At 70.4% G+C, this 20,249-nt stretch carries 16 protein-coding genes; 6 read left to right on the forward strand and 10 right to left on the reverse strand.

Features of this window, described 5'->3' with window-relative positions:
- Nucleotides 1-229 precede the first annotated feature (229 nt).
- Nucleotides 230-1,111 (reverse strand): 3-methyl-2-oxobutanoate hydroxymethyltransferase, encoded by an 882-nt coding sequence (gene panB, locus ACFVDP_RS35475; RefSeq protein ID WP_383498872.1) that lies wholly within the window; start codon nucleotides 1,109-1,111, stop codon nucleotides 230-232.
- A 195-nt stretch (nucleotides 1,112-1,306) separates the two neighbouring features.
- Here panB and ACFVDP_RS35480 point away from each other — a divergent pair, with 195 nt between their 5' ends.
- The 4 genes from ACFVDP_RS35480 (at nucleotide 1,307) to ACFVDP_RS35495 (ending at nucleotide 6,357) form a co-directional block, all read left to right on the forward strand.
- On the forward strand, nucleotides 1,307-2,902 hold the full coding sequence (locus tag ACFVDP_RS35480; RefSeq protein ID WP_383498875.1) for a DHA2 family efflux MFS transporter permease subunit: 1,596 nt from the start codon (nucleotides 1,307-1,309) through the stop codon (nucleotides 2,900-2,902).
- A 148-nt stretch (nucleotides 2,903-3,050) separates the two neighbouring features.
- Nucleotides 3,051-3,734: a TetR/AcrR family transcriptional regulator gene (locus ACFVDP_RS35485; protein WP_383499191.1), complete on the forward strand. Its 684-nt coding sequence runs from the start codon at nucleotides 3,051-3,053 to the stop codon at nucleotides 3,732-3,734.
- A 209-nt stretch (nucleotides 3,735-3,943) separates the two neighbouring features.
- Nucleotides 3,944-4,963 carry an endonuclease/exonuclease/phosphatase family protein gene (locus ACFVDP_RS35490; RefSeq protein ID WP_383498878.1) on the forward strand — a complete coding sequence of 340 codons (1,020 nt, stop codon included), beginning with the start codon at nucleotides 3,944-3,946 and terminating at the stop codon, nucleotides 4,961-4,963.
- Between the two features lie 173 nt (nucleotides 4,964-5,136).
- A complete protein-coding gene (locus tag ACFVDP_RS35495) occupies nucleotides 5,137-6,357 on the forward strand; it encodes an MFS transporter (protein ID WP_383498880.1) in 1,221 nt (406 codons plus the stop codon).
- A gap of 63 nt (nucleotides 6,358-6,420) precedes the next feature.
- On the opposite strand, the gene ACFVDP_RS35500 is transcribed toward ACFVDP_RS35495, so the two are convergent.
- From ACFVDP_RS35500 to ACFVDP_RS35525, 6 genes are all read right to left on the reverse strand, one after another.
- Nucleotides 6,421-8,094, reverse strand: a complete 1,674-nt coding sequence (locus ACFVDP_RS35500; protein WP_383498883.1) for a multicopper oxidase family protein — start codon at nucleotides 8,092-8,094, stop codon at nucleotides 6,421-6,423.
- A gap of 107 nt (nucleotides 8,095-8,201) precedes the next feature.
- Entirely contained in the window at nucleotides 8,202-8,639 is a 438-nt protein-coding gene (locus ACFVDP_RS35505) for a DUF6153 family protein (protein ID WP_383498886.1), read from the reverse strand.
- Between the two features lie 44 nt (nucleotides 8,640-8,683).
- Nucleotides 8,684-9,730, reverse strand: a complete 1,047-nt coding sequence (locus ACFVDP_RS35510; RefSeq protein WP_383498888.1) for a LacI family DNA-binding transcriptional regulator — start codon at nucleotides 9,728-9,730, stop codon at nucleotides 8,684-8,686.
- 84 nt (nucleotides 9,731-9,814) lie between these two features.
- Nucleotides 9,815-11,464 (reverse strand): sugar ABC transporter substrate-binding protein, encoded by a 1,650-nt coding sequence (locus tag ACFVDP_RS35515; protein ID WP_383498891.1) that lies wholly within the window; start codon nucleotides 11,462-11,464, stop codon nucleotides 9,815-9,817.
- Nucleotides 11,465-11,522: 58 nt separating this feature from the next.
- Nucleotides 11,523-12,386, reverse strand: a complete 864-nt coding sequence (locus ACFVDP_RS35520; RefSeq protein ID WP_383499194.1) for a carbohydrate ABC transporter permease — start codon at nucleotides 12,384-12,386, stop codon at nucleotides 11,523-11,525.
- A 32-nt stretch (nucleotides 12,387-12,418) separates the two neighbouring features.
- The gene (locus tag ACFVDP_RS35525) at nucleotides 12,419-13,273 is read right to left on the reverse strand and encodes an ABC transporter permease (protein WP_383498894.1); all 855 of its coding nucleotides are present in this window, start codon (nucleotides 13,271-13,273) and stop codon (nucleotides 12,419-12,421) included.
- A gap of 361 nt (nucleotides 13,274-13,634) precedes the next feature.
- On the opposite strand from ACFVDP_RS35525, the gene ACFVDP_RS35530 reads away from it, so the two are divergent.
- The gene (locus ACFVDP_RS35530) at nucleotides 13,635-14,606 is read left to right on the forward strand and encodes a hydroxyacid dehydrogenase (RefSeq protein WP_383499197.1); all 972 of its coding nucleotides are present in this window, start codon (nucleotides 13,635-13,637) and stop codon (nucleotides 14,604-14,606) included.
- Between the two features lie 252 nt (nucleotides 14,607-14,858).
- On the opposite strand, the gene ACFVDP_RS35535 is transcribed toward ACFVDP_RS35530, so the two are convergent.
- From ACFVDP_RS35535 to ACFVDP_RS35545, 3 genes are all read right to left on the reverse strand, one after another.
- Entirely contained in the window at nucleotides 14,859-16,793 is a 1,935-nt protein-coding gene (locus ACFVDP_RS35535) for a protease pro-enzyme activation domain-containing protein (RefSeq protein WP_383498898.1), read from the reverse strand.
- Nucleotides 16,794-16,938: 145 nt separating this feature from the next.
- On the reverse strand, nucleotides 16,939-17,565 hold the full coding sequence (locus ACFVDP_RS35540; RefSeq protein ID WP_383498901.1) for a DUF305 domain-containing protein: 627 nt from the start codon (nucleotides 17,563-17,565) through the stop codon (nucleotides 16,939-16,941).
- A complete protein-coding gene (locus ACFVDP_RS35545) occupies nucleotides 17,562-18,245 on the reverse strand; it encodes a DUF3105 domain-containing protein (protein ID WP_383498904.1) in 684 nt (227 codons plus the stop codon). Before ACFVDP_RS35545 ends, ACFVDP_RS35540 begins: the two co-directional genes overlap by 4 nt.
- 319 nt (nucleotides 18,246-18,564) lie before the next feature.
- Between ACFVDP_RS35545 and glnA the strand changes: the two genes are divergently transcribed.
- Nucleotides 18,565-19,926, forward strand: a complete 1,362-nt coding sequence (gene glnA / locus ACFVDP_RS35550) for a type I glutamate--ammonia ligase (RefSeq protein ID WP_383498907.1) — start codon at nucleotides 18,565-18,567, stop codon at nucleotides 19,924-19,926.
- Nucleotides 19,927-20,249 lie beyond the last annotated feature (323 nt).

Below are 20,249 nucleotides of genomic sequence, written 5' to 3' on the forward strand. Positions count from 1 at the left end.
GCGGTGATCACCGCCCACGGGCAGTCAGCCGCCGATGGCGGGGAGCTCCACTGGAAGACCGTTGGCCGACAACGGATTCGCACGGGTGGCTGCGGGTGGGTGCAGATCCCCGCGCAGGCCGAAGGCCGCGCCGAACACCCGCACCAAAAAAGGCCGCGGCCCGCCGACGGGGGAAGATCGGCGGGCCGCGTTGGTGCCGCGATGGATCAAGGGGTGGACCCGCTACGGGTCAGTGGACGGAGTGTTCCTCCTGAGGGAACGTTCCGCCGACGACATCCTCCGCAAACGCCTTCACCGCGTCGGACATCACAGAACGCAGATTCGCGTACGTCTTCACGAAGCGCGGCATCTTCCCCCCGGTGAGCCCGAGCGCGTCCGTCCAGACCAGAACCTGCGCGTCCGTCTCGGGCCCGGCGCCGATGCCGACCGTCGGGATGTGCAGGATCCGCGTCACCTCGGCCGCCAGCTCCGCCGGAACCAGCTCCAGGACGACCGCGAACGCGCCCGCGTCCTGCACCGCCTTCGCGTCCCGCAGCAACTGCTGCGCCGCCTCCTCGCCACGGCCCTGCACGCGGTACCCCTGCGTGTTGACCGACTGCGGGGTCAGCCCGATGTGCGCCATGACCGGGATCCCGGCCTCGGTGAGGAGCTTGATCTGGCTGTGCGAGCGCTCGCCGCCCTCCAGCTTCACGGCCCCGACCCCGGCCTCCTTCACCAGCCGCATCGCCGAGCGCAGCGCCTGCGTGGGGCTCTCCTGGTACGAGCCGAAGGGCAGGTCGCCCACGATCATCGCGCGCGAGGTGCCGCGTACGACCGCCGCCGAGAGCATGATCATCTGGTCCAGGGTGACCGGGACCGTCGTGTCGTAGCCGAGGTGACAGTTGCCCGCCGAGTCGCCGACCAGCATCACCGGGATGCCGGACTCGTCGAAGACCGAGGCCGTCATCGCGTCGTACGCGGTCAGCATCGGCCACTTCTCGCCCCGCTCCTTGGCGAGCGAGATGTCGCGCACCGTGATGCGCCGGCTGCTGGTGCCTCCGTACAGCGCCTTCGGATTGCTGCTGTCGGCGGACTGCGTCTGGGCAGCCTGGAGTGGCGTGTGTTGCGTCATCGCAACCGCTCCTTCAATTCCGTCGTCTCGAGGCACCCTGACGGCGTCCCCGGATCCCCTCCATGGTGGCACCCGGTGCCGGTCGGGCGCCAGAGGCCACCTCCGCGTAAAGGCCGGGTAAGGGATTTGCCCGGATGTTCTCAATACTTTCAATACGAGACGGGTCCGTATCGAAATGAGTCTAGGGTCGTACACATGACCACTCCTGCCGTTCCCGCGGCTCCCCGGATACCGGAGGCCGTGCATCGCCGTCGCTGGGCGATCCTCGGCGTGCTCATGCTGAGCCTGTTGATCGTCGTCCTCGACAACTCCATCCTGAACGTCGCGATCAAGACGATCTCGACCCCCGCGCCCACGGGCCTCGGTGCCACGCAGAGCGAGCTCGAGTGGGCGATCAACGCGTACACCCTCGTCTTCGCGGGGCTGCTGTTCACCGCCGGACTCCTCGGTGACCGCCTCGGGTGCAAGAAGGTCCTCATCGGGGGACTCCTGGTGTTCGGCATCGGCTCCGCGCTCGCCGCCGAGTCCGGCTCGTCGGTGCAGCTCATCGCGTTCCGCGCGGTGATGGGCCTCGGCGCCGCCTTCGTCATGCCGGCCACGCTCGCCGTGCTGATGAACGTCTTCGAGCGCGACGAGCAGCCGAAGGCCATCGGCATCTGGGCCGGCGGCGTCGGCCTCGCCATCGCCATCGGGCCGATCACCGGCGGACTGCTGCTCGACCACTTCTGGTGGGGCTCGGTCTTCCTGGTGAACGTGCCGATCGTGATCATCGCCGTGGTGCTGATGTTCGCGCTCGTGCCCGACTCCAAGGACCCGAAGCCGGGCCGGATCGACCTGATCGGCGTCGTCCTGTCCATCGTCGGTCTCGTGCTGCTGGTCTACGGGATCATCAAGGGCGGCGACGAGGGCGACTTCACCGGGCCCAAGGTCCTCGCCACGATCGTCGCGGGCATCGTCGTCCTCGCTGCCTTCGTCCTCTACGAGAAGCGCAGCGACCACCCGTCGATCGACATCGACTACTTCAAGAACAAGGTCTTCTCGGCCGCCATCGCCGCGATCGCGCTGGTCTTCTTCGCGCTGATGGGCGTCACGTTCTTCTCCGTCTTCTACACGCAGAGCGTGCGCGGCTACTCGCCGCTGCAGACCGGCGCCCTGATGCTGCCGCTCGCCGTGGCCCAGCTGATCTTCGCGCCGCGGGCCCGGCTCGTCGTGGAGAAGATCGGCGTGAAGGCCACCACCACGGGCGGCCTCGTGCTGCTCGCCGGAATGCTTGCCGCGTTCACGGTCCTCGACGCAGGCACCCCGATCTGGCTCCTGGAAGTCATCTTCTTCCTCATGGGCACGGGCATGGCGCACGTGATGACGCCGACCAGCGTCGTCATCATGCAGGCGCTGCCGCGCGAGAAGGCGGGCTCCGCGTCCGCGCTGAGCAACACCTTCCGCCAGGTCGGCGGCGCGCTCGGCATCGCCGTGCTCGGCTCGGTGCTCTCGACCACGTACCGCAGTGGCATCGAGGACAAGCTCGGTCTGCTGCCCGCCGGGGTGCGCGACACCGCGGGCGCGTCCATCGAGGCCACCCTCGGCGTCGCCGAGAAGATCGGGCCGCGCGCCCAGGGCCTGGTCGGCGCGGCCAACGACTCGTTCCTGCACGCCATGCACGTCACCGCCCTGTGGGGAGCGGCCATCGCGCTGCTGAGCGCCGTCGTCACCGGGCTGTTCCTGCCGGGCAGGACACCGGCCGCGCCCACCGCGCAGAGCGACGAACCGGAGAAGGTCGGCGCGGGCGGCTGAGCCGGGCGCACGCAACCGGGCGGCGCTGGGACAATCGCCCCGGAGCCCGGTCGGAGGACTGGATTCCGGTCGCAGGGCCGAGTTCGGGTCACCGGCCGGGATCCGGGGCCGAGGCGGAAGATGCGCGAGGTGGAAAGCCGTGGGAAGCATGGAGGGCGTCGACACCGGTCAGGGCGCGCGACGAGAGGGGCGGCACCAACTGCCCGCCTCCCGGGGCCCGGCCCCGGACGCCGCGGCGCCCGCCCGGGGCCGTCCGCGCAGCGAGGCCGCCGAACTGGCCATCGTCGAGGGCGTCATCCGGCTCTTGGAGGAGGGGGCGCCGCTCGCCGGGCTGTCCATCGAGCGCATCGCCCGCACCGCGGGTGTGGGAAAGGCCACGATCTACCGGCGCTGGTCCGGCAAGGAAGAACTCTTCGTCGACGTGGTCGCCTCCATCGAGGAGCCGGATCCCGACCTGCCCGGCACCTCGCTCCGCGACGACCTGGTCCGGCTCCTGGAGCACATGCGCCGGCGCGGCCTCAACCTGCGCACCTCGGCCCTGCTGCACAACGTCTTCGCGCAGATGAAAACCCTGCCCAAGCTCTGGGACGCGTACCACTCGGTCGTCGTGGAACCCCGGCGCCGCCTGCTCTACGACGTGCTGCGGCGCGGGGTCGCCGACGGCGAACTGCCGGCCGGGATCGACGTCGAACTGTCCGGCGACCTGTTCACCGGACCTATGCTGCTGCGCACCATGATGCGGTCCGACGCACCGCTGGCGGACGACCTCTCCGAGCGGATCGTCGACACCGTGCTCGCGGGACTGAAGGCGCAGGGCGCGCGCACCGAGTGACCGCCGGGCGAATGTGCAGGTTTCGTCACAGAGAGGCCCAGAAACCTCCACGTCCGGAACTCCGCACGCCGCCTCGCTCGTCCTCGTGGCAGTACGGACGAGACCGAACCGCCCCCTGGAGGGTGTGACGGGACCGAAAGCCGCTGAGCATCGCCTAGGGTCGGACGGGCGAGAACGGCGGGCACGGCAGGCAGTGAGGCGACGAGGGCATGGCGCAGGCGTACGACGGCGGGGACGCCGAGGGTTCCGGGCGGCAGAAGCCGGGTGCCCGGCTGCGGCTCTTCGGGGAGCGGCTGCGACGCGATCGCGGGTACTGGCGGCGCGGCATCGTGCTGGCGGTCCTCGCGGTGCTGGTCGCTCTGGTCATGCTCTTCCACGCCCAGATCCCCAACACCATCGGCAACCTCGGTTCGCTGACCGAGACGTTCCTGCCGTGGCTGGGCGTGTTCGTCCCGGTGCTGCTGGTCCTGGCCCTTCTGCGGAAGTCGGCGACCGCGGTGATCGCGGTGCTGATCCCGGTGATCGTGTGGTTCAGCGTCTTCGGCGGGCTGCTCACCGACAAGCAGAAGAGCGGCGGTGACCTCACGGTCGCCACCCACAACGTGAACGCGGACAACCCCGACCCCACCGGCACGGCCAAGGACGTCGCCGCGTCGGGCGCCGAGGTCGTCGCGCTGGAGGAACTGGCGAGCGACGCGCTGCCGACGTACAAGAAGGCGCTCGCGTCGACGTACCGGTACCACGCGGTCGAGGGCACCGTCGGGCTGTGGAGCAAGTACCCGCTCTCCGCCACGAAGCCCGTCGACATCAAGCTGGGCTGGACGCGCGCGCTGCGCACCACGGTCGCGACGCCCGAGGGCAAGGTGGCCGTGTACGTGGCCCACATGCCGTCGGTACGGGTCAAGGTCGACTCCGGGTTCACCGCCAGCGAGCGCGACGAGAGCGCGGACGCGCTCGGGGCGGCCATCGCCGCCGAGCCCCTCGGGAAGGTCATCCTGCTCGGTGACCTCAACGGCACGATGAACGACCGCGCCCTGACCGCCGTGACCTCCCAGATGCGCTCCACGCAGGGCGCGGCGGGCAGTGGCTTCGGCTTCAGCTGGCCGGCCGCGTTCCCGATGGCGCGGATCGACCAGATCATGGTCAAGGGCGTCGAGCCGGTGTCGTCGTGGACGCTGCCGAGGACGGGCAGCGACCATCTGCCGATCGCCGCGCGGGTACAGGTGTGACGCACGTCGCCCCGAGTCCCTTCGTCCGCACCGTCGCGTACACACGGCTTTAACCTGCCGGAATACTGGATGCGGCAGGCTTTGTTCCGCGAGTAAACTTATGAGTTCCGTTCGCGGGGCTCCGCGCGCACTCAGCCCTCTTTGCCCCCTCCAGTACTCCGGGAAGATCTTTCATGCCCCTCGCCCTGCTCGCGCTCGCCGTGGGCGCCTTCGGCATCGGCACGACCGAGTTCGTGATGATGGGCCTGCTGCCCAACGTCGCCGACGACCTGCACCTCTCCATCCCCACCGCCGGTCACCTCGTCTCCGCGTACGCGCTCGGTGTCGTCATCGGCGCCCCGCTGCTCGCCGCCCTCACCGCGCGGATGCCGCGCCGCCGGGTCCTGATCGGCCTGATGGTGCTGTTCGTCGTGGGCAACGCCGTGTCGGCCGCCGCCCCCGACTACCACTGGCTGATGGCGGCCCGCTTCGTCAGCGGCCTCCCGCACGGCGCGTTCTTCGGCGTCGGCGCGGTCGTCGCCACCTCGCTGGTGGCCCCCGAACGCAAGGCCCGCTCGGTCTCCCTGATGTTCCTCGGCCTGACCGTCGCCAACATCATCGGCGTCCCCGTCGCCACGGCCATGGGGCAGCAGCTCGGCTGGCGCGCCACGTTCCTCGCGGTCAGCGCGATCGGCCTGGCCGCCATCGCGGCGCTGGCCGCGCTCGTCCCCGCCGACCACGGGCACGGCGCGAGCGTCGGCATCCGCGGCGAACTGCGCGCCCTGAAGTCGCTGCCGGTCTGGCTGGCGCTCGGCACCACGGTCGCCGGATTCGGCGCGCTCTTCTCCGCGTACAGCTACATCACACCGATGCTCACGGACGCCGCCGGGTTCGCGGAGTCCAGCGTGACGCTGCTCCTCGCCCTGTTCGGCGTCGGCGCCACCATCGGCAACCTGCTGGGCGGCCGCCTCGCCGACCACTCGCTGCGCGCCACGCTCTTCGGCGGGCTGACGTCGCTGGGCGTGGTCCTCGCGTTCTTCCCGCTGCTGATGCGCACGGAGTGGAGCGCCCCGCTGGGCGTGCTGCTCCTCGGCCTCACCGCGTTCGTGACCGGCTCCCCGCTCCAGCTGATGGTCATGGAGAAGGCCGCCTCCGCCCCCTCCCTGGCCTCCTCCGCCAACCAGGGCGCCTTCAACCTGGCCAACGCGGGCGGCGCCTGGATCGGCGGCCTCGCCCTGGCCGCGGGCTTCGGCGTGACCTCCCCGGCACTGGCGGGCGCAGCACTGGCCGTGCTGGGCCTCGCCGTGGCCGGGATCGCCTTCACGGTCGACCGTCGGCGGGAGCCGGTCCACGCCGGACGGCTGGTGGCGGGCAGCGCCGCGGTGGCGGTCGAGGCGGAGTCCGTACGCGGTTGATCGCGCGGTCGATCGTGCGGTCGATCGCGTGGTGATGGGGACCCCGCCCCGGCCTCGCGGGGGTCAGCCCCGGTAGCCCAGCACCGTCATCATCCCGGCCTCCGAGTGGTAGACGTTGTGGCAGTGGAGCATCCACAGCCCCGGGTTGTCGGCGTCGAAGTCCACCGTCAGCGTCCCGTTCGGCAGCACGACCGCCGTGTCCTTGCGCGGGCCGCCCGCCACGTTCGCCAGCGAGAACGTGTGGCCGTGCAGATGGATCGGGTGCCACATCGCGGTGGAGTTGGCGACGACCAGACGCACCCGCTCGCCCGCGCGCACCGGGTGCCGCTGGTCCGCCGAGTACGGCTTCTTGTCGAACGCCCAGTCGTACGCGGCCATCCCGCCCGTCAGCTGCAACTCGACCGTGCGGTCCGGCTCGCGGGCGGGAAGGGCCACCTCGTCGGCCGCCTTCAGCTTGTCGGCCGTCAGCAGGCGACCGTCCAGCTCCTTCGGCCGGACCGACGCGGCGGGGGCCGCGCCGGCGCCCGTGCGCAGCACCGCGAGCGCCGACGCCTTCTTGCCCTCGGCCAGCGCCGTCAGCGGGAAGACACCGTCGCCCGCCGTGACCAGCACGTCGTAGCGCTCACCCATGCCGAGCAGCAGCGCGTCCGTCGTCGCGTGCCGGACCGGGTAGCCGTCCGTGTGCGTCACCGTCATCGCGTGGCCGCCGAGCGCGACCCGGAAGGCCGTGTCGCCGCCCGCGTTGATGAAACGGATCCTGATGCGGTCGCCCGGGCGGGCCCGGAAGGACGAAGGGGCCTTCGGGGTACGGCCGTTGACGACGTAGTACGGATAGGCCACGTCGCCCGCGTCACCGCCGAGCAGATCGCTGGCGGCGCCCATCATCATGCGGGACGGGCCGGAGGAGTCCGAGGAGCCCGAGGAGTCGGGGGAGGCCGTCCCGGAGGTCATCGACATGCCGCTCATCCCCGGCATGTCGTGGCCGGAGTGACCCCCCGAGCCGCCGCCCGAGCCCATGCCCGCGCGCAGCTCCTTCAGGACCGCGTCCGGCGTCGAGCCGTCCACCCCGTCGACCCAGTCGTCGAGGACGACGACCCACTCCTTGTCGTACGAGAGGGGCTCCCTGGGGTCGTCGACGATGAGCGGGGCGTACAGGCCGCGGTCCTGCTGGGTGCCCGAGTGCGGATGGAACCAGTACGTGCCCGGGTGCGCGACCTTGAAGCGGTACGTGAAGTCGGCGCCCGGGGCGATCGGCTGCTGGGTGACGCCGGGGACGCCGTCCATGTCGTTGCGCAGGGCCAGGCCGTGCCAGTGCAGGGACGTGGGCTCGGGGAGATGGTTGGCGAGGGTGAGGGCGAGGGTGTCGCCCGCGGTCACCCGCACCTCCTTGCCGGGCAGTTCGCCCCCGTACGACCAGGACCTGACGGTGCGCCCGCCGAGGTCGAGCCGGGTCGCGGCGGCCGTGAGGGAGACCTTGCGGAGCTGCCCGCCCGAGCCGCGCCGCCGTTCCGCCGCAGCGACCTCCGGGCCCGCCGGATCGACGTAGCCCTGGGGCGGCGCGCCGTGGTTTCCGTGCCCTGAGTCCGGGCCGGATCCGGAGCAGGCGGCCAGAACTCCCGTACCGGCCAGGGCGATCGACGCGCCGAGGAGAGTACGGCGGCCGACCTGAGAAGGCTGAGAGGCCTGAGAGGCCTGAGAGGCCTGAGAAGGCTGGGATGACTGCGGATTGTTGCGCATGACTGAGTCGCACCTCGATGTCGGTGTCGTGCTGCGTGCTGTGCCGGACGCGTCCGCTGCTTCGGGCATACCGGATCCGGGCATGCGGGAGCAGCGGCTGCGCGGGCCTATATGCGCAGTACCGACAGGAGCGACAACGTCGTGCGGGGTGGGGGAGGGTGCGGGCGGTGCGCGTGGCTCAGGCCGCGCCGGGCGGCCGAGAGCACGACCGTGGCCGCGGGGCGCAGCGGCGCCGTCGCGAGCAACAGCAGCAGCGTGAACGAGCCGAGCACCGCGAGGCACACGCTCAGCGGGTCCATCCCGCCGTCACCCGGCCTCTCGTGCCCGCGCGCGGTGACCGGGGCGGCGTGCGCGACGGCCGGTGCCTCCATGCTGTGCCGCGCCGTCGTCACGTGCGCGATGCCGTGCTCCATGCCGTGCCCCGTCGGATGCCCCAGCGTGTGCATCCCGACGATCCCGAAGAGCAGGGCCACGAACAGCAGCAGCCGGCCGCCGGGACGCACGCCCGGGCGGCCTCGCGACGGTGGGGTCGGCTGCGACGGCACAGCCCGCACCTTACCCCCACCCGGTATACGCGCGGGTACGGGCCCTACGGCCGCACCCGCGCCACGCTGTCCCGGACCACGATGTGCGTGCCCAGCAGATGGCGCTGCTGCGTGGTGCGCCCCGTGCCGTCGAGGGCGAGGCGGACCGCCGTGCGGCCCAACTCCTCGCCGGGGATGTGGACCGTGGTCAGGGCCGGGGTGATGTCGGCGGCGACCGGGTCGTCGTTGTAGCCGACCACCGAGATGTCCTCGGGGACCCGCAGGCCGTACTCCGCGAGGACCCTGATCGCGGCGGCGGCCACCCGGTCGTCGCCGGCGAAGACCGCGGTGAAGTCGGGCTTCCCGTCGCACTTGCGGAGCAGGTCGCGGATCGCCTCGTCGCCGTTGAACTGGCCGAAGCCCACGCCGTGCAGCAGCGCGTCCGGGCGCGGCACGCCGTGGTCCTCCAGGGCGCGCAGATAGCCGCGGACGCGGTCCTCGCCGGTGGTGTTGCCCGGCTGGTAGCCGATCAGGGCGATCCTGCGGTGCCCGGCGCCCAGGAGATGGCTGGTGATGGCGTGGGCGCCCGCCTCGTTGTCGTACTCGACGACCAGCGCGGGCACGTCGGGCGCGGGCGCCGGGCGGCCGCACAGCACGAGCCGCGAGCCCGCGGCGGCCAGCGACTGCGCGTACCGGGCCATCCGCTCCCGGTACTCGTCGTCCTCCACGACCCCGCCGACCAGCACGACCGCCTCGGCAGCCTGCTCGCGCATCATCTGCACCAGGGCCAGTTCGCGGGCCGGGTCCGCGCCCGTGGACGCGACGAGGGTGAGCCGGTCGTGCCGGGCCGCCTCCATCTCCACGCCCTGCGCCACGGCCGCGTAGAACGAACTCACCACGTCGAGCATCAGCACCGCGATGGTCTTGCGGCCCGCGCCCGCGAGCGCCCGCGCGTGCGCGTTCGCCACGTAGTCCAGGTCCTTCGCCGCGCGCAGCACCTTGGCGCGGGAGGCGGCCGAGGTCGGATAGGTGCCCGCGAGCACCCGCGACACCGTCGCCACCGAGACGCCCGCCCGCGCCGCCACGTCCCGGATGGTGACCTTCTCGCCCACTGGTCTGTCCCCTCAGTTCCGCGGTGCGGGGCCTGTCCGCCCCGCACCATCATCGCCTGCGCCCGTCCGGCCGGTCCGGCCGGATCAGTGCGCCGCCGCGTACTCCTCGCCGAACTCCTCAAGGACCTTCTTTCCGCCCTGCGCCTGCCACTTGGCGTAGACGGCGTCCCAGTCGGAGGGCTTCTTGCGGCCGCTGACGATCGCGGTGACCCCGTCGTCGATGAGTTGCTGGAGCGCGGTGCCCTGCTTGTTGTACGTGTCCGACTGGAGGCCGAAGCGGATGTCGGGCTGCATCAGCGGCACCACCTTCTCCTGCCAGGCGTGCAGCCGCTTCACGACGTCCGGGTAGCCGGGCGCGTACAGCACCTGCGGGGCGTCGCAGAGGTACATGAACGGGACGTTGGTCTTCGACTCGACGAGGCCCAGCTCGTTGGCGATCGGGTTGTTGTCCTTGTCGCGCTTGAAGTGCGTGCCCTCCAGGCCGAAGTGGGTGAGCTCGTACTCCTCGGTGCCGAACGGCGCGGCCAGGTAGTCGAGGACGCGCAGGATCAGCTCGACGCGGTCCTTGGACGCCTTCTTGATCACGGTGGTGCCGAAGCAGCCCTGGCTCTGCTGGTAGTGGGTGGTCGCGCCGTCGACCGTGTACGGCACGAGCGCGTCGAGCTCGAAGGTGTCCTTGATGCCCTGCGCGGCGGTCGGGTAGGCGAGGAAGCCGTCGGTCATGGAGAGCACCGAGCCGTTCCAGAACTGCGTCTTCAGGTCGACCTGGGAGACCGAGGTGGCCTCCGGGTAGTACACGCCCTGCGCGCGCAGCTTCGCCAGGTATTCGAGGGTCGCCCGGAACTCGTCGGTGGCGCCCCAGTGCACCGCCTTGCCGTCCTTGACGGCGAACTCGTTGGGCGCGCCGAACCAGTTGGCGTGCGTCTTGTAGCCGAAGAACGCGGTCGCCGACGAGCCCAGCGCCCACTTCTTGGAGCCGGTGGCCTCCTTGGCCATCGCCGCGAAGTCGTCCGCGGACATGCCCGGCTTGTAGCCGGCCTTCGTGAACGCCCCGCGGTTGAAGTACAGGGTGTCCTGCGGCTTCGGCCGCTCGACGGGGATGCCGTAGATGCGGCCGGAGACGCGGCCCATGCCCTCCCAGGCGTAGGTGGGGATGCCCGCGAGGTTCGGGTACTTCTTGACGGCGTCGCCCGACAGGTACTCGGTGAGGTCGGCGCAGCGGGTCTTCATGAACTGGGCCTGGCGGGGCAGCACATAGCCGCCGCCGAGGTTGATGACGTCGGGGATGTCGTCCCCGGCGAACACGGTCGCCATCTTGGCGCGGTAGTCGGCGTCGGCGACCACCGTGAACTCGACGTCGACGCCCAGCGCCTCGTTGACCGCCGCCCAGTACTTGTTCTGCGCCGCGGGCTTGGGCGGAGTCCCGTACGTGATCGTCATGACTCTGATCTTCTGCTTGCCGGTGCCCGGCTTCTCGGCGACCGCCTTCACCAGGTCCGACGGATAGCGGGTGAAGCCGGCCTGCACGCCCTCGGCGGTCGCGGCCAGGTCCGGCGTCGCGCCCTTCGACGGGGTGTACGTGGGCCAGGCCGCCGCCTTCTTGCCCGCGTTGGAGACGTCGCCGCCCCCGGCGGTCTCGGTGGAGCAGGCGGTGAGCACGGACGGGGCGGCCAGCGCGGCGCCGCCGACGGCGATCGAGCGCAGCAGGGTGCGGCGCGACAGGTTCGCGGACATGGTGAAGAGCCCTTCGGATCAGAGGAGTTGGGAGAGACGCGCGAAGCGGCGGGGTGACTCAGCTCTTGATGGCGCCGGTGAGCACGCCCTTGGTGAAGTACTTCTGGAGGAAGGGGTAGACGATCAGGATCGGCACGGTGGCGATCACGAGCACGGCCATCTGCGTCGTCTGCGGCGCGGAGACCATGCCCGCCTCGCTCAGGCCCGTGTCGGCGATCTGCGCGCCCCCGACCACGTACATGCGCAGCACCTGCGACAGCGGCCAGTGGTCGGACTCCAGATAGATGGAGGCGGTGAACCACGAGTTCCAGTAGCTGACCGCGTAGAACAGGCCGACGACCGCGAGCGCGGCCTTCGACAGCGGCAGCGCGATCCGCCAGAACGTGGCCCAGTCACCGGCCCCGTCCAGCCGGGCCGCCTCGTACAGCTCCTCGGGGATGCCCTGGAAGAAGCCGCGCAGGACGACCAGGTTGAAGACGTTGATGAGGACCGGCGCGACGACGGCCGCGTACATGTTCTCCAGGCCGAGCCCCTTGACCAGCAGGAACGCCGGGATCATGCCGGGCGGGAAGAGGAACGTGAACAGCACGAGCATGAGCACCGGCTTGCCGCCGAAGACGCCGGGGCGGCTGAGCGCGTAGGCGAGGAACGCGGTGCACGCCAGCGACAGGAACGTGCCGATGACGGTGATGCCGACGCTCACGCCCAGCGCGTGCGTCACGATGCCGCCGGACAGGATGTTCCGGTACGCGCGCAGGCTCGGCTCGGTGGGCCACAGCACCCAGCCGCCGTTGGCCACGACCTCCTCGTTGGAGGCGAGCGACGTGGAGACGATCACCAGGAACGGTACGAGGACCAGGGCGAGCAGGGCGATCACCGCCAGGCCCTTGGCGGCCTGGGTGACGGGCTTCGGCTTCTCCATCCACGCGGGACGGGCCGGACGGACTGAGGTGCTCACTTGTAGACCCCCTGCTCGCCGAGCTTGTGCGCGATCCGGTTGGCGACGAAGACGAGCAGCGCGCCCACCAGGCCCTTGAAGAGGCCGGCCGCGGCGGCGTAGCCGGTGTCGCCGCCGACGATGCCCTGCCAGTAGACGAAGGTGTCGAGGACCTCGCCGGCCTCCGGGCCCACCGACTGCCGTTGCAGCAGCATCTGTTCGAAGCCGACGGAGAGGATGTCGCCGAGCCGCATGATGAGGAGCAGCACGACGATGGGCCGGATCGAGGGCAGCGTGACGTGCCAGAAGCGGCGCCAGGGGCCCGCCCCGTCGATGGCCGCGGCCTCGTAACTCTGCTCGTCGACCTGCATCAGGGCGGCCAGGAAGATGATGGTGCCCCAGCCGGCGTCCTTCCAGATCACCTGGGCGACGACCAGCGGCCGGTAGGCGTCCGGGTTGCCGATGATGTCGACGGTGTGCAGGCCCGAGCCGCTCAGGAAGCTGTTCAACAGGCCGGTGTCGGAAAGGACTTGCTGGAAGAGGGCGACCACGATCACCCACGACAGGAAGTGCGGCAGATAGACGACGGACTGCACGAAGCGGCGCAGGACCCCCGACGTCAGGCTGTGCAGCAGCAGCGCGATCCCCAGCGGAACCGGGAAGTAGAAGGCCAGTTGGAGCACGGCGATGGAGAGGGTGTTCCACGTCGCGTGCCAGAAGTCCGGGTCGGTGAACATCCGGCTGAAGTTGCCGAAGCCGGCCCAGGGGCTGGCCCACAGCCCGGCGAACGGGTCGTACTCCTTGAACGCCACGACGTTGCCGACGAAGGCGCCGTAGTGGAAGAGCAGGAAGTACGCGAGGCCCGGGACCATGAGCAGCAGCAGGGTACGGCTGCTCCGAAACCGTTTCCACGCCGAATCTTGCGCTGTTATAGGGGTGGTTGACCCTTTTCGTGGCCCCGCCGGGGGCTCCACCACCCCGGCCTCGGGCCTGTTCTTCGCCACCGTGGGCACGGGAACCCCTCTGTCGTTGGAACAAGGTGAGCGGGAATCTAAAACGGTTACAGAGGCCGGTCAACCCCCTTGACCCCAAGAACTATTGGTTCGTTGAAGGACTGGCGCTCCGGCGCGTGAGGCGCTTTAGTAACCGGTTACATAGATGTATGAGGGCACGAAAGAAGACAAGGGGTGGGACCGAGTGACGACGGCATACCGACCGACCGCGGCGCTGGCCATGGGCGCCGAGGTGGTGGAGCGGGTCTTCCCGCCCGGGCTGCGCGCACGGCTCGGGCGGAGCGTACGGCTCGCGCCGCACCCGCTGACCGGACCGCTCGACGGGCCCGCCGCGGCCGAGGCGCTCGCCGCCGCCGAGGTCCTGGTCACCGGCTGGTCCTGCCCGCCGCTCACGCCCCAAGTGCTGGCTCGCGCACCGCGGTTGAAGGCCGTGGTGCACGCGGCGGGCTCGGTGCGGCCGCTGGTCACGGACGCGGTGTGGGAGCGCGGCCTGCTCGTCTCGTCGGCTGCCGACGCCAACGCCGGGCCCGTCGTCGCCTTCACCCTCGCCGCGGTCGCCTTCGCGGCGAAGGGGGCGCTCTCCGTGGCGGCCCGCTATGCCGATGCCTGGCCGCGCTTCGACGAGCGGCGGGGGACCGACGGCTGCACGGTCGGCGTCATCGGGGCGTCCCGGATCGGACGCCGGGTGATCGAGGGGCTGCGCGCGGATCCTGCGGGGTACCGGGTGCTGCTGTACGACCCGTACGTCGACGAGGCCGGGGCCGCGCGGCTCGGCGCGGAGCTGACGGATCTGGCCGGGCTGTGCCGGCGCAGCGACGTCGTGAGTGTGCACGCGCCCGAACTGCCCGAGACGCGGGGTATGTTGAGCGCTGAGATGCTGGGGCTCGTCCGCGACGGGGGCACGCTGATCAACACCGCGCGCGGGTCACTGGTCGACACCGAGGCGCTGGCCGCCGAGTGCGCGGGGGGCCGTCTGTCGGCCTTCCTCGACGTCACCGAGCCCGAACCGCTGCCCGCCGGGCATCCGCTGCTCACGCTGCCGAACGTGCTGGTCACTCCGCACATCGCCGGGGCGCAGGGGGCCGAGGTGGAGCGGCTCGGCCGGTTCGCCGTGGAGGAGGTCGAGCGGTATGTCGCGGGGCGGGAGCTGGTCGGGCGGATGTCGCGGGGCGACTTGCTCCGCGTGGCCTGACCACCGATTTCGGCCGCGGTCCGGTGGGGCTTCTCGCGCAGTTCCCCGCGCCCCTCGGGGTCGCGGCTTCGCCGCTCGTCAGACGGGTGCGGGCCGGTGGGGCTTCTCGCGCCGTTCCCCCGCGCCCCTGGAGGTGCGCACTGCGTGCGCCACCTCCATCGATGAAGGCTTGCGGCGAAGCCGCAGTCTTCAGGGGCGCGGGGAACTGCGCGACCAGCCCCCACCGGCCCGCACCCGTCCGTACTCGCTACATCAGCGGCGGCGGAACGACGAGACGTAGCCCGGTGCCGGCGAGCCGACCCCGGTGACGTCGTCGTAGCCGCGGACCGCCTTCAGCGAGGCGTCCTTGCCCAGGCTGCGCACAGAGGTGAGCACCCCGTCGGCGGCGTCGTACCCGTTGGCGTAGTCGACCCGCGCCACGGCAAGGTCCTTGCCGGTCGGCTTGTCCGTCACGTCGTGGTAGACCGACGAACCGTAGTGGTCGTAGATCGCCGGGTTGGCGAACCCGATGGCACGCCCCCCGCGCGTCTGCTGCGCCAGCGCCTGCACACCCGCGATCACCGGAGCCGCCAGCGACGTACCGCCGATGCGGTACTCGTCATAGCCGAGCGAGCCGTCGGGCAGCGTCTGCGTCTGGCCCACCAGGAAACCGGTGTTCGGGTCCGCGACGGCCGAGATGTCCGGGACGACGCGGTTGCTGCCGCCGTTGGCCGACGACAGGGACTTCGGCACGACACCCTTCTGGTAGAAGGGCTGCGCGACGGTCTTGCTGGTGCCGCCGCCCGCGCCGGAGGTGTAGGCGCCCGGGAAGTCGGTCCAGGACTTGCCGTCGGCCGACAGGTTGGCCTTCTCGGTGCCCCAGCCGGTCTCGAACTGGTACTTGTCCTTCTTGCCGACGGCCAGCGACGTACCGCCGACCGCGGTCACCCACGCCGAGTTGGCGGGCGTGTCGACCTGCTTCACGCCGGTGTTGGCGACCTCGTCGCCGTTGTCGCCGGAGGAGAAGTAGAAGCCGATGCCCTCGATCGCGCCGAGCTGGAACACCTGGTCGTAGGCGGTGGCCAGTTCGGGCGTCTGGTTGGCCTCGATGTCGCCCCAGGAGTTGGAGACGATGTCGGCCAGGTGCTTGTCGACGACCTTCTGGAGGGAGTCCAGCAGATCGTCGTCGTAGCAGGACGAGGCGCCGACGTAGGTGATGTCGGCCTGCGGGGCGACCGCGTGCACGGCCTCGACGTCGAGGGTCTCCTCGCCGTACCAGCCGGAGGCGCCGCACTCCTCGGTCTTGGTGTAGTTCTTCGGCAGGACCTGCTTCAACTGGCCCTTCGAGTAGGCCGCGTCACCGTTCTTGGCGGCGTAACTCTTGGCGTCCTTCTCGATGTACGGCGAGGCGTACGCGTCGGTGATGGCGACCCGCACCCCCTTGCCGGTGGCCTTGCCCGCGCCGTAGGCGGCGCGCAGCTGCTTGCCGGTGTACCCCTTGACCGCGTACGGGATCTTCTGACCGTAGGCGCTGGGCAGCGTCGAGGCGGTCTTCGAGCCGTAGTACGAGGAGAACGGGCCGGCGTTGCGGAACACCGCGTCCGGCGGCGGCAGTTCGTCCTGCTTGGTCGCCTTGTGCGGGGCGCTGTCCAGGCCGGTCACGGTGAGCACGGCGCCGTCCAGCGAGACCGGCACCGAGGCCGTGCCGGACGGGGCGCGGTACGTGTGCTTGCCCTTGGCGTAGTTGTGCAGCTGGGTGCCGAAGGCGCGCTCGGTGGCGGCCACGTCACCCGAGACGGATATGTAGTGCGCGGTGGTGCCGGTGACCGTCAGACCGGAGTCCTTCAGCCACTGGGTGACCTCGGAGACCTGCTCCTTGGTCGCACCGAAACGGGCCTGCGCCTGGGCGGCGGTCAGATACTTGCCGTAACTCGCGGACGACGGGTCGGAGACGGCCTTCGCGTACGCGGCCAGCCCCTTGGCGTCCCGGCCGGCCAGGTACACGCGGGCGGTGACCTTGTTGCCGTTCGCGGTGGCGCCCTGGTCCGCGGCGTTCGTCGCCCACGTCGGCTTGGTGCCGGTGAGGTGGTCGCGGGCGGTCGCGGCGTCGGCCGGAGTGGCGATCGCGAGAGCGCCGGCGACCAGTGGCAGTGTCGCTGCGACGGCGAGGCCGGTGCGGCTGCGGCGTATGCCGCTGTTGGATCTCATAGCGGGAACCCCCTGGGTGAGGTGCACGTGTAATGCACACGCAGAGGGGTCCCACTCTCACCATGAACCGTTCACGCGGGGGGAATGGATCGATCAAGAAGCCGTCAAGTCAGTGCAACTGAGGCCGACATCAACCGATTTGGGGTCACGGCTTGGCGCCGCGCTCCTTCAGCATCCCCGTCATCAGATCGATCTCGGACTGCTGCGCGGCCACCATCCCGCGAGCGAGCCGCCGTTCGGCCCCGACCTGACACCGCTCGACGCATCCCTGGGCCATGTGCACCCCGCCCCTGTGGTGGGCGATCATCAGCCGCAGGAACATCACCTCGGCCGACTTCCCCCGGGCCTTGCGGAGTTGACCGAGCTGGGTGTCGGTCGCCATGCCCGGCATCAGCGCACCGTCCTCACCGGCCGGCATGTCGCCCATGCCCATCCACGCCATCGGCGGCTTCTCCGACACCTTCGGCAGCTCCCACAGGTCGAGCCAGCCGAGCATCATGCCCCGCTGATTGGCCTGCGTCTGCGCGATGTCGTAGGCGAGCCGGCGCACGTCCTCGTCGTCGGTCGCGTCCCGCACGCTGAACGCCATCTCGACCGCCTGCTGATGGTGCACCGACATGTCGCGGGCGAACCCGGCGTCCGCCGACTCGGCCGCGGGCACCGTCAGGTCCTTCGGCCCGCCGTCCCCGTCGGCCACCGCGTAGGTGACGGCGCCCGCCGTGACGGCCAGCGCCGCCACGGCCGACACCAGCCACCCGGTGCGGCGCCTCACTGACCCAGTCCGCCGGTGCAGGGCGCGCCCTGCTCGGGCGTCTGCTCACCCTGCACGAACGTGGCGAAGAACTTCGCCGCCGCCGGGTCGCTCGCCGACTTCACCGTGCGCTGGTGGCCCCAGGCGCTGAGCATGATCGGGTCCTTCTGGTCGGCGATCGGGCTCATCAGCGTGTAAGGCGTCTGCTTGACCTTCGCGGCCAGCGCCTTGACGTCCGCGTCCGACGCCTTGTCGTTGTACGTCACCCAGACGGAGCCGTGCTCCAGGGAGTGCACCGCGTGCTCGTTCGCGAGGGGCTTTTCGTATACGTCGCCGTTGCAGTTCATCCACACCTGGTTGTGATCCCCGCCGACCGGCGGGTTCATCGGATAGGTGGGTTTGCCCCCGACGTGATTACGGGTGAGCTTGCCGCTCCAGGTGCCCACACCGTCCTTGGCGTACGTGAAATGCCCCGCGGACTTGGCGGGCGCCTTGGCGTCGTCCTTGTCGTCTCCACCCTTGGTCACCGCCCACGCGCCTACTCCTATCAGCGCGGCCACGACGACCGTGCTCACCGAGATGACGGCGATCCGGCCGCGCCGGGCGCGGGAGCGCTCGGCACGGCGCATCTCCTCTATGCGCGCCTTGCGGTCCGTGGCGGGCGTGGCGGAGGAGGGGGAGGTGTTCTTGGCGGATCCCATGGCAAGTCCTTATGAGAAAAGGATGAGACGGGGCTGGCCCGCTGATCGTAGTGGGGAACGAGGGGCCGCGGGAGCACGCGGTACGGGCCCGCTGTCGAGCTGTGGGCGAACGGCAGGCACTATGGCCGAGGGGGGTCCAGCAGGCACTATGAGTTCCACACCGGCCGGTCAATGACGATCATGGTCGGCAACGCGCTCGAAACGGGCGTGTGGTGGGATGTGACCAGGCCCTTTTACGGTTTCTTTTCGAGGTCCCCCGATGGCGCCCGTGGGCGTGGGAGCAGGCGGCCTGACCAGCAAGGATGGGTGGAAGCGGAAGATGGACAAGCAGCAGGAATTCGTGCTCCGTACGTTGGAGGAGCGCGACATCCGGTTCGTACGCCTGTGGTTCACGGACGTTCTCGGCTTCCTGAAGTCGGTGGCCGTGGCCCCGGCCGAGCTGGAGCAGGCCTTCGACGAGGGCATCGGCTTCGACGGTTCGGCGATCGAGGGCTTCGCGCGTGTCTACGAGTCCGACATGATCGCCAAGCCGGATCCGGGCACCTTCCAGGTCCTGCCGTGGCGCGCCGAGGCACCCGGCACCGCCCGCATGTTCTGCGACATCCTGATGCCCGACGGCTCGCCGTCCTTCGCGGACCCGCGCTACGTGCTCAAGCGCGCCCTCGCCAAGACCTCCGACCTCGGCTTCACCTTCTACACCCACCCCGAGATCGAGTTCTTCCTGCTCAAGAACAAGCCGCTGGACGGTTCGCGCCCCACCCCGGCCGACAACTCCGGCTACTTCGACCACACCCCGCAGAACGTCGGCATGGACTTCCGCCGCCAGGCGATCACCATGCTCGAATCCATGGGCATCTCGGTCGAGTTCAGCCACCACGAGGGCGCCCCCGGCCAGCAGGAGATCGACCTCCGCTACGCCGACGCGCTCTCCACGGCCGACAACATCATGACGTTCCGCCTGGTCATGAAGCAGGTGGCGCTGGAGCAGGGGGTCAACGCGACCTTCATGCCGAAGCCGTTCTCGGAGTACCCCGGCTCGGGCATGCACACGCACCTCTCCCTCTTCGAGGGCGACCGGAACGCGTTCTACGAGTCCGGCGCCGAGTACCAGCTCTCCAAGGTCGGCCGCTCCTTCATCGCGGGCCTGCTGAAGCACGCCGCCGAGATCTCCGCGGTGACGAACCAGTGGGTCAACTCCTACAAGCGCATCTGGGGCGGCTCCGAGCGCACCGCGGGCGCCGGCGGCGAGGCCCCCTCGTACATCTGCTGGGGCCACAACAACCGCTCGGCCCTCATCCGGGTCCCGATGTACAAGCCCGGCAAGACCGGCTCGGCCCGCGTCGAGGTCCGCTCGATCGACTCCGGCGCCAACCCCTACCTCACCTACGCCGTCCTCCTGGCCGCCGGCCTCAAGGGCATCGAGGAGGGCTACGAACTCCCGCCGGGCGCCGACGACGACGTCTGGGCCCTCTCCGACGCCGAACGCCGAGCGATGGGCATCGAGCCCCTCCCGCAGAACCTCGGCGAGGCCATCGCCCTGATGGAACGCTCGGAACTGGTCGCCGAGACGCTGGGCGAGCACGTCTACGACTTCTTCCTGCGGAACAAGAAGCAGGAGTGGGAGGAGTACCGCTCGGAGGTCACGGCGTTCGAGCTGCGGAAGAACCTGCCGGTGCTGTAAGAGGAGGCCAGGGCACTTCTCGTACGCTTCCTGATGAGGGCCCACGGTCGCCGACCGTGGGCCCTCTCGGCTGCCTGAGTGCGCCTGGGCCGTCTGTGGGCCGTGTGGCGCCGGATCGGGCCGTTGATCCGGGCCCTCCGTTACTCCAGCGGCGCGGGCGCGTTCGGGAGCGATTCGCTGTGCGGCCACGACGGCTGTGGCCTGCGGTCGTCCACGCGATCAGCGTCCTGGCCTGATGCTGAGCTGTCGATAGTTGTCAGCATTTGGTTTGCTCGACACCGAGCGCCCTTCAACGGCCCCTGGACGGTCCGGAAGTTCGATCG

The organism is Streptomyces sp. NPDC057694 (assembly GCF_042799415.1).
Classification (GTDB): Bacteria; Actinomycetota; Actinomycetes; order Streptomycetales; family Streptomycetaceae; genus Streptomyces.